We start from the raw sequence: 9,319 nt of genomic DNA on the forward strand, positions 1-9,319 counted from the left end.
GTCGCTCTCCGCCCAGGCGCGCTACGCCGCAGGCACCCGCGAGATTCTGGAGTGCTGGTTCGAAGGCAGGCCAATCCGCGAGGAATATCTGATCGTCGACGGCGGCAAGCTCGCCGGCGCCGGCGCGCATTCCTACAGCGCGGGAGACGCCACGCGCGGTTCGGAAGAAGCGGCACGCTTCAAGGCGCCAAGACGTGAGGCAAAAGAAACGGAACAAGCCGAGCCGGAACGGCAAGAAGCCAAGAAAGCGGAATGAAGATTTCAAGTTCTGACGATCAGTCATCGTCGTGGCTTTCAGATTCCCCGAGCGTTTGTCTTTAGGCGGCGCAACCAGCCCCGATAACGCCCCCTGCCCGTCATTTGGCGCACACCGAGCTCCGAAATGAGGTTGAGGGCACCGCGTGAGGTCACCTTAACTTCCTTCGCGATCATCGCCGCAGAAACCGATCGGCCGCGACAGGACAAGCTCGATCACGCCGGGCAAATTGCACTCCGCCTGTATTGCTTGCCGCCGTGGCTATCTTGGAGCGCAAAGGGGCCGAAAATGCTGGAAGCGCTTCACGGCCGGCCAATCGGAAGCCCTGCATTGTTCGTTCCCGCTTTCGCAGCGGCACATGCGAATTCTCCGCTCGGTTGTCGAGGCCCTCGTACGACCGGTTGTTCGACCTGCGGCATGACCTGACGGCTGGCCGCTCCGTAGGAGCGCAGCTTTTCGGCGATAATGCGCTTGGGCGCGACGCCTTGCTTTCTCAAGAGCCGGGCCAACAATCGTTTGGCAGCCTTGGTGCTGCGCCGGGTCTGGACGACATTGTCGCGCACATAGCCATCCTGATCGACGGCACGCCACAACGAGTGCTTCTTGCCGGCGATAGTGATGACGACTTCATCGCGATGACAAATGTCATGGTGGCCTGGCGGCTTGCGGCGCAAGCGACGAGCATAATCAGGCGACCGTACTCAGCCGCATCGGGCGGAGCCAGAATCAGATCGACATGGCCTAAAGGCGCTTCATCCGCGTCCGAACTCAAAGCTGGGCAATCCGCGAAGTGCTGCGGCGTTTGGCCGACAGGCGCAGGTCGTAGAGGCGGATCGGTTCGCCGCCAGCATGCTCCCCATTATCGCGGCCATTCGGGCGACCGCGGAATCGGATCACCCTGCGGTGGCCAGTGGCATGTATCCGCCGTCAGGAACCTGCTCCTTCGCGCCCCCAACGGCAAGACCCCTTTAATGGGCGGGACAATCGGCATCTTTTGCGGAGCTTCTCATGGGAAGGGAGAAGATGACTGCATGGGCTACCGCCAGACGGTCGAGCAGCACATCATCGTTCTCGCGTGCCGAATCTTCTCGCTGCCGCGATTGATCAGCTCCTTGAGACGGCTGGTGATGGCGAGTAGCCGTCGGCGTCGAACAAACAAGTTCGGGGTAACACTCTGTCTGCATCTGGGCTCTCCTTTGGACCAGCGAAAGTCGTTGGCGCAACACACCTTTTTCAGAACCCGTACCCCGATGCATTCACATCGTTTGAGAAATCCGGGCTAAGCGAAGGGTCAAGCGCCGGATCTGGGGCGCTTCGATGACCGTGTCGCTGTCGGGAAGCTTCAGGATTGAAGCGACGCTCCCGCCCTCGGCGCTCGCCGCCCAGGCCTGCCAGAGCGCCTCTCGCAGGCAGCGCCGCGGCCGCAGCAGGCCTGCGTCCGTGCGCACCAGCCACGCGCCCGGGGTATCCAGCATCTGCCAGAGCCGCTCGTCCGACGCCTGCCGAGATGGCCGGTCCATCGGTCGCCTACAGAGCCCGAAGCCCGGTCTCGCCGGCTGGCGCGTAGAGCACCGCCGACGATAGCCGCAAAGAATTGGCGGCTCGGCCCGCGACGGACAAGTTACGCAGTCCAAAGAGAGCGTCCATCGGCGCGTATCAATTCCGGGTGGCGATCCCACCAGAAGACCACACTTCCCCATGTTCCGCAACTGTGATCGAGAGCCTCGTGGATCAGCAGCTTCTGAATTCGCTTCACGCCTCGCCGCTCTCGCGAGCCCGCAATAACCTTAGTCGAGGCCTCTGGCACTCCTCGGGAATGACGCTTCAACGACTGAATTTAAGCTGCCAAGCCGCCATCGAATACCGGGGCGAGCCGTTCGCTCCCAGATCAGCTCCGCCACTGGCCGGCTGCGGTCCCGTGGAGCGCGGCGATGAGCTGCACGGCCGTATCGATGGCATCAGCGATCTCTACGTTAAGGTCGTGTAGCCGAAAAGGCTCGACGATCCGGCTGACCGGGCGACAGCCGTATTGCGTTGTCACGTAACAGTGCTTCAGGCGGTAGCACATTGCGGTCAATTCCCGTGATCGCGGGCAACAAGACGATTGCGCGCTAAACTGATATACATTATGCTGTATGCCTTGTGCCCCGCTCCGGCTTGCACCGGGCACCGCACGCAACAACTCCGCAGCCCTCGCCCTCCGTAAGGGGCATGCGGAATCGATCCGAACGGTCGAAATTCTTGGGAGGGAACCCTAGTGAAGCAGCTTTCACTGATTCCCCTCCCTGCCGCTGTGGCCAGCAAGGTGTCGCCGTTCTGATCCCGCGCGCCGGGTGTTCGCCCGGGAGCGTGTCCGGCGATGGTCGCAAGTACCGAAGAATGCTCAAGGGAGGAAATCATGAATCGAGAAAGACATGTAGCGCGTGCCGGCATCGGCATAGGTCCGAGCCTCTGCTTGGCGGCGGGCCTCAGCCTCGGCGCCGCCATGGCGCCATCCAATGCGCTCGCCCAATGGCAGCCGGAACGGCCGATCGAGTTCGTCATCCAGACCTCGCCGGGCGGCGGCTCGGACATCTATACCCGCCTGTGGCTCGGCATCATTGAGAAGTATGAGCTGTCACCGGTGCCGCTCACGCCGGTGAACATGCCGGGCGGCGCGGGCGCCGTGGCGCTGACCTATCTGTACGGCCAGGACGGCGATCCACATTACCTGACACCGACGCTGAACAGCATCGTCACCACACCGCTGCAGCAGAAGCTCCCGGTGATGTATACCTCCGAGGATCTGACCCCCGTGGCGATGATGACAACCGACCCCTTCCTGCTGTGGGTGAACCCCGAGAAGTACAAGACCTGGGAGGAGTTCCACGCGGCCTGCAAGGAGAACCGGCTCACCGCGACCGGCACCGGCGCCCGTCAGGAAGACGAGATCCAGATCGGCCTGATCCAGGAAGCGGCCGGCTGCGAGCCCTTCCGCTACGTTCCTCAGTCGGGCGGCGGCGTGGTCGCGTCGAACGTGGCCGGCGGCCATTCGGACTTCAACGTGAACCAGCCGGCCGAGGCGCTGCCGCACTTTCCCGACAAGCTCATCCCCCTCGTCGTCTTCGCCAAGGATCGGCACCCGGCTTCGCCGGATACCCCGACCCATTGGGAGCTTGAGATCGGCACTGAGAACGACAACGAATACGCCAAGCTTCTCGACCTGGAGACCGGCCTGCATCAGGTGCGTGGCCTGATCGGCCCGCCCAACATGCCCGAAGACGCGAAGGCGTGGTACGACGAGCTGTTCAAGAAGGTCTTCGACTCCGCGGAATGGCAGGAGTTCATGAAGACGAACGGCATGCTCGGAACCTACAAGGGTTCCGACGGCTACAAGGAGTTCCTTGTTACCTTCGAAGACAATCATGTCCGCATGATGAGGGACGTCTTCGGCTGGGAGCTTCGCGACGACCTGCGTGAAAGAACCGGCGGCTAACGTCGCGATACACGAAGCGACTTCTGACGAGAACACATCATGACGCCCATCTGGATGAGAACGACCCATAGAGCGGTGGAGATCGGATTTATCATCGTTCTACTCTTCCTGGGCGTCGTGATCGTGAACGAGTCGGTACGGCTCGGGCCGACCTGGGGGGAATCCGGCCCCCAGGCCGGCTTTTTTCTTTTCGTTCTTTCGATCGCGATGATCCTGGGCACGCTCGGCGTGGCTTACGTCAACACCTATCGCACCCCCGACATGCGGCCGTTCTTCGAGGTGCCCCAAGAGGTGGAGGACCTGCTCAAGGTGGGACTTCCCATCATTGCCCTGGTCCTTCTTATTCCCTTGCTCGGCATGTACGTCAGCGCCGGGGTGTATCTCGCCTTCTTCATGGCGTGGTATGGCAAGTTCCGCTGGTATTCGGCCTTGGCCGGAGGCATCATTTTGCCTGTCGCCTTGTGGATCACGCTGCGCGAGGGGTTCAACATCTCGATGCCCATGAGCGCCTTCTACAGGTCGAACATCCTGCCTTTCTGACATGCTACCCCATCACAGCACGCTAGAGATGAAGTAGGATCATGGAAGCCTTCGACCTTCTGATGACGGGGTTCGATACGCTGCTCACCCCGACCCGCATCGGCTTCATGATGCTCGGCATTATATTGGGGTTGCTGGTCGGCGTGCTCCCGGGCGTGGGCGGGACCACCGGAGTGGCTATCCTGCTTCCCGTCACGGTCTTCTTCGAGCCGGTCTCGGCGCTCGTCATGCTGGCCGGCATTTATTGGGGCTCGATGTATGGCGGCCTGATCACCTCCATTTTATTCGGCGTGCCGGGCAATCCCTGGTCGGTCGCCGTGATGTTCGACGGCCGGCCGCTGGCCAAGCAGGGCAAGGCCGGGCTTGCCATGTCGACCGGCTTCTGGGTCTCGTTCTTCGGCGCCATCATCGCCTCGGTGCTGTTCACCTTCTTCGCCGTGCCGTTCGCCGAGATGGCCTTGCGCTTCGGCCCGCCGGAAATGTTCGCGGTGCTGATGATCGCCTTCGGCACCTTCATCGGCATGGGCGGCTCGCCCGGCAAGGCGCTGATCATGATCGCCGCCGGCTTCCTGTTGTCGACCGTCGGGCTCGACGTGGTGACAGGCCAGCCACGGCTGACGTTCGGCACCATCGAGCTGATGCGCGGCTTCCATTTCGTGCCCATTACCATCGGGCTTTTCGGGATCGGCGAAGTCCTTGCCAATGCCGCGGAGCGCTACAAAGTCCAGATCGAAGATGTGACGCGCGCCGCCAAGCTCGGCATGCACGACATCACCGCGGGCGCCAGGGCCGTGTTCAGCAACATCGGACTGGCCAGCAGTTCCGCGGTGCTGGGCTTCATCACCGGCATCCTGCCCGGCGCCGGCGCCACGCCGGCTTCCTTCATGGCTTACGGCTTCGCCCAGAAGATCTCGAAGCATCCCGAGAAGTTCGGCAAGGGCGCCATCGAGGGCGTCATCGCGCCGGAGGCGGCCAACAACGCCGCCGGCACCGGCGCCATTCTGCCGATGCTGGTGCTCGGCATCCCGGGCTCGCCGACCGCCGCCATCCTGATGGCCGGCGTCTTCATGTGGGGCTTCATTCCAGGCCCGCGCCTGTTCACCGAGCAGCCCGAATTCGTCTGGTCGTTTATCGCCAGCCTCTATCTCGCCAACATCGCCGCGCTCCTTATCTGCCTGACCGCGACGCCCCTGCTGGCGATGATGCTGCGCACCCCTTACGCCATCATGGCGCCGCTCATCGTCGTGCTGTCCCTCATCGGCGCCTATGCCATCCAGAACGCCTTCCTCGACGTCTGGCTGGCAGTCATCTTCGGCGTCATCGGCTTCATCCTGCGCCGTATGGATTATCCGCTGGCGCCGCTGATCGTGGCCCTGGTGCTCGGGTTTTCGACCGAGGAGGCGCTGCGCCAGAGTTTGATCATGAGCGACGGCTCCATGGCGATCTTCTTCCAGCGCCCGCTGTCCGCGCCAATCATGGTGGTGGCACTCCTCCTGTTCATGCTGCCGCTGTTCCGGATGTTCCTCCGCCGCTATCGGCGTCGGCAGCAGGCGAGCACAGGCGAATAGCGCACAGCTTTCGGCTCTCCGACCGTAAGAAAGCGGCGCGGCGCAGGGATAGCCGACGTCGCCACCTCTCCCCGGCGCCCGAGGCGCCGGAGGCCCAAGTGCAGCAGAGGCCGGCCGATAAACGACTTTTGGAAACGGCGCAACTCTGGTATATTGTATTTCGTATGGTTGCTGGCTTCACGGTCCATCGGTGCCAAGCCGCGCCTGCTGTCATCGCTGGCCCGGCATGCTCATCCTGTTCCGGCCGCTGATCGGGTTCGGGCTGCGGCCGCAGGGCCAGCGGAGAGTTTGTAAAAGCGGCACATCCGTGGCGTACCGAATGTCAGAGAGCATCATGGCATGAACCTCCACGAGTTCCAGGCCAAGGCGATTCTCGCCCGGCACGGCATCCCGGTGCCGGCCGGGCAGGTCGCCTGGACGCCGGACGAAGTGACGCGGGTCGCCGCCGATCTCGGCGGGTCGCGCTTTGCGGTGAAGGCGCAGATCCTTGCCGGCGGGCGCGGCGAGGTCGGTGGCGTGAAGCTCGCCGATTCGGTCGACCAGGCGCGCGAGATCGCCGCCGAAATGCTGGGCTCTCGGCTGATCACGGCGCAGACGCCGTCAGCCGGCCACAATGTGCGCCGCGTCTACGTGGAACAGGCGGTCGCTTGCGCGCGCGAGATCTATGTTGGTCTGCTTGTCGATCGCAACGAGGGATGCGTCGTGCTGCTCGGAGCCGGCCAGGGTGGCGCAGAAGTGGAAAAGCTGTTGCGGCGCGACCCGAAAAGCCTGGTGCGGCTCGCCCTTCCCGGCACGCAACAGCCAGGCGATGCGGACTTGCGGCAATTCGCCGAAGCGCTCGGGCTCACCGGCAGCCTTGTCGAGGAGGCAGCCGGCCTTCTGGCCGTGCTGGCGCGCGCTTTCGTGGAGCTCGATGCAAGCCTGATCGAGGTCAATCCCCTCTGCCTCACCGAGGAAGGCCGCCTTGTGGCCCTCGACGTCAAGATGGTCGTCGACGACAACGCGCTCTTCCGCCAGCCGGATATACAGAGCCTGCGCGATGAGGACGAAGTCGACGCGCTGGAGCTCGAGGCGCAGCGCCATGACCTCAACTTCGTCCGCATGGACGGGAACATCGGTGTCGTCGTCAACGGCGCCGGCCTGGCGCTGGCGACGCACGACATCCTACGCGACCTGGGCGGCGCGCCGGCCAATTTCATGGATATCCGCACCACGGCGGTGAGCCTGCAGATCGCCAAGGGGATCGGGCTGCTGCTCGCCGATCCTGCCGTGAAGGTCATCCTGGTGAACGTGCATGGTGGCGGCATGACACGCTGCGACACGATCGTGGAAGCGATCCACATCGCCATGCGCTGGTCGGGGCGCAAGATTCCCATCGTGTTCCGCGCCGCCGGGCAGAACGCCGAATATGCCAGGAGGCTGATAGTCGACCGCCGCATCGCGCACGAGGTCGCGCTGAGCATGAGCGGAGCGGCGCGGCGTGCCGTGGAGCTCGCGAAGGATTGAGGCCGATGGCGATCCTTGTCGACCGGGATACGAGACTGATCGTGCAGGGGATGACCGGCCGGGCCGGCACTTTCTACACCGATCAGGCGATGGAATACGGCACCAGGGTGGTCGCCGGCATCCGGCCGGGCAAGGGTGGAAGCCGCCATTTCTCGCTTCCCGTCTTCGATCATGTGGGGGAGGCGATGCGCGAAACGGGCGCCAATGCAAGCCTCGTCTTCGTGCCGGCGCTAGCGGCCGGCGCCGCGATCATCGAGGCGGTGGAGGCGGAGGTGCCGCTGGTGATCTGCGTCACCGAACGGGTCCCCACGCTCGACATGGTGAACGTGCGCCGGGCGCTCGAAGGCTCCGCGACGAAGCTTGTCGGACCCAATTCGCAGGGCGTGCTCTCGCCCGGCAAGTGCAAGGTCGGCGTCATGTCGACGGCGGATGTGCGGCCGGGCTCCATCGGCGTCGTTTCGCGCTCCGCCTCGCTGACCAGCGAGATCGTTGCGCAGACCAGCGCGGCCGGCCTCGGCCAGTCCACGACCGTCGGCATCGGCGCCGATCCGGTTCACGGCATCGGTTTCGTCGACTGCCTGCGGCTTTTCATGGACGATGACGAGACGGAGGGGGTGATCCTGATCGGCGAGATCGGCGGCAACGAGGAAGAGGCGGCGGCGGAGTACCTCGGCCGGGAGAAGCCGCCAAAGCCCGTCGTGGCGCTGGTGGCCGGGCGCCATGCCCCGCCCGAGCGGCGGATGGGTCACGCCGGCGCCTTCACCTTCCTCGGCCGGGGCGACGCTGCCGCCAAGATCGAAGCTCTGCGGGCGGCCGGCGCGCGCATCGCGGAGAATGCCGACCTGGTCGCGGCGACGATGCACCGGGCGTTGCCGGAGAAAGCCGCGTGAGCAACCGCCCGAACACGATGCCGGCCTTGTGGTCGCCAAGTATCTGGTGTACATTATACCGGTTCGAAGAAACCCGCCCGCAAACGGTGCGGCGATGCCGCGGCGAACTCCGACATATTCCAGCGAGATTAGTGATGCAGAGGCCGGACGCGCCGCCCAAACTCCGAATCGAGCCCCTCGACACCAGCCAGACCTTCCGGCACCTCGCATACGGGACGCTGAAGAAGGCGATCACCGAGATGGATATCTATTCCCATCCCGGCGAAATCCGCCTCGACGAGCGGCGCCTGTCGCAGCTCCTCGCCATCAGCCGCACGCCGGTGCGCGAGGCGATCACGCTCCTGGAGCAGGAGGGCTTCGTCCGCTCAAGCCCGCGGCGCGGCATCTTCGTGGTCCGCAAGACGAAGGCGCAGATCCTCGAGATGATCGCGGTCTGGGCGGCGCTCGAAAGCATGTCGGCGCGGCTCGCCACGAAAAACGCCAGCGACGCGGACCTGCAGGCTCTGCGGAGCATGTTCGCGGAGTTCGAGCATGAGAAGCCCGCCGACCACCTCAGCGAATATTCCGAGGCGAACATCGCCTTCCATCAGACGATCATCCGTCTCGGCGGCTGCAAGCTGATCGCCGACATAACGGAGAATCTGTTCATCCATATGCGGGCGATCCGCAAGGTGACGATCGGCCAGGACAATCGGGCCGAGCGGTCGATCGTGGACCACATGAAAATCATCGAGGCGCTCGCCGCCCGCGACGCCGACCGGGCCGAACGGCTCGTGCGCGAGCACACATTCGGGCTCCACGCCCATGTGGAGAAGCACGGCGATTTTTTGGGCTGACTTCGACGGTCAGAGGTCTTCGCGGAGGGAATGGAATGTCAGCGATGGCGCAGAGCATCCAAGCAAAGGCTGCTGAAGTCGACGCACCGCAGGAGCTGACCGACGGCTTTCACCTCGTCATTGACGCGCTCAAGCGTAACGGCGTCAACACGATCTACGGCGTGCCCGGCATCCCGATCACGGACCTAGGCCGCATGGCGCAGGCTGAAGGTATCCGCGTCATCTCATTCCGGCACGAGCAGCATGCT

At 64.0% G+C, this 9,319-nt stretch carries 8 protein-coding genes and 3 pseudogenes; 8 read left to right on the forward strand and 3 right to left on the reverse strand.

What is annotated here, in order from left to right; translation table 11 throughout:
• Positions 1 to 184: pseudogene (locus G6N73_RS33090) on the forward strand (formate dehydrogenase); the annotation flags it as partial.
• Between the two features lie 110 nt (positions 185 to 294).
• On the opposite strand, the pseudogene G6N73_RS33095 reads toward G6N73_RS33090, so the two are convergent.
• From G6N73_RS33095 to G6N73_RS33105, 3 genes and pseudogenes are all read right to left on the reverse strand, one after another.
• Positions 295 to 484: pseudogene (locus tag G6N73_RS33095) on the reverse strand (helix-turn-helix domain-containing protein); the annotation flags it as partial.
• Positions 485 to 563: 79 nt separating this feature from the next.
• A pseudogene (locus G6N73_RS33100) lies at positions 564 to 942 on the reverse strand (IS6 family transposase); the annotation flags it as partial.
• 570 nt (positions 943 to 1,512) lie between these two features.
• Positions 1,513 to 1,776, reverse strand: a complete 264-nt coding sequence (locus G6N73_RS33105; RefSeq protein ID WP_165034138.1) for a hypothetical protein — start codon at positions 1,774 to 1,776, stop codon at positions 1,513 to 1,515.
• 878 nt (positions 1,777 to 2,654) lie between these two features.
• On the opposite strand from G6N73_RS33105, the gene G6N73_RS33110 reads away from it, so the two are divergent.
• From G6N73_RS33110 to G6N73_RS33140, 7 genes are all read left to right on the forward strand, one after another.
• A complete protein-coding gene (locus tag G6N73_RS33110; RefSeq protein WP_165034139.1) occupies positions 2,655 to 3,731 on the forward strand; it encodes a Bug family tripartite tricarboxylate transporter substrate binding protein in 1,077 nt (358 codons plus the stop codon).
• 39 nt (positions 3,732 to 3,770) lie between these two features.
• The gene (locus tag G6N73_RS33115; RefSeq protein WP_165034140.1) at positions 3,771 to 4,271 is read left to right on the forward strand and encodes a tripartite tricarboxylate transporter TctB family protein; all 501 of its coding nucleotides are present in this window, start codon (positions 3,771 to 3,773) and stop codon (positions 4,269 to 4,271) included.
• Between the two features lie 41 nt (positions 4,272 to 4,312).
• Positions 4,313 to 5,839 carry a tripartite tricarboxylate transporter permease gene (locus G6N73_RS33120; RefSeq protein ID WP_165034141.1) on the forward strand — a complete coding sequence of 509 codons (1,527 nt, stop codon included), beginning with the start codon at positions 4,313 to 4,315 and terminating at the stop codon, positions 5,837 to 5,839.
• 339 nt (positions 5,840 to 6,178) lie between these two features.
• Positions 6,179 to 7,345: an ADP-forming succinate--CoA ligase subunit beta gene (sucC, locus tag G6N73_RS33125; protein ID WP_165034142.1), complete on the forward strand. Its 1,167-nt coding sequence runs from the start codon at positions 6,179 to 6,181 to the stop codon at positions 7,343 to 7,345.
• A 5-nt stretch (positions 7,346 to 7,350) separates the two neighbouring features.
• Positions 7,351 to 8,235: a succinate--CoA ligase subunit alpha gene (sucD, locus tag G6N73_RS33130; protein ID WP_165034143.1), complete on the forward strand. Its 885-nt coding sequence runs from the start codon at positions 7,351 to 7,353 to the stop codon at positions 8,233 to 8,235.
• A 134-nt stretch (positions 8,236 to 8,369) separates the two neighbouring features.
• Complete coding sequence (locus tag G6N73_RS33135) at positions 8,370 to 9,071, forward strand: GntR family transcriptional regulator (protein WP_165034144.1); 702 nt, start codon at positions 8,370 to 8,372, stop codon at positions 9,069 to 9,071.
• Positions 9,072 to 9,106: 35 nt separating this feature from the next.
• Positions 9,107 to 9,319: thiamine pyrophosphate-binding protein (locus G6N73_RS33140; protein ID WP_246252769.1), on the forward strand; the 213-nt coding region annotated here is incomplete at its 3' end.

It is taken from the genome of Allomesorhizobium camelthorni (genome assembly GCF_011045125.1).
Lineage (GTDB): Bacteria > Pseudomonadota > Alphaproteobacteria > Rhizobiales > Rhizobiaceae > Allomesorhizobium > Allomesorhizobium camelthorni.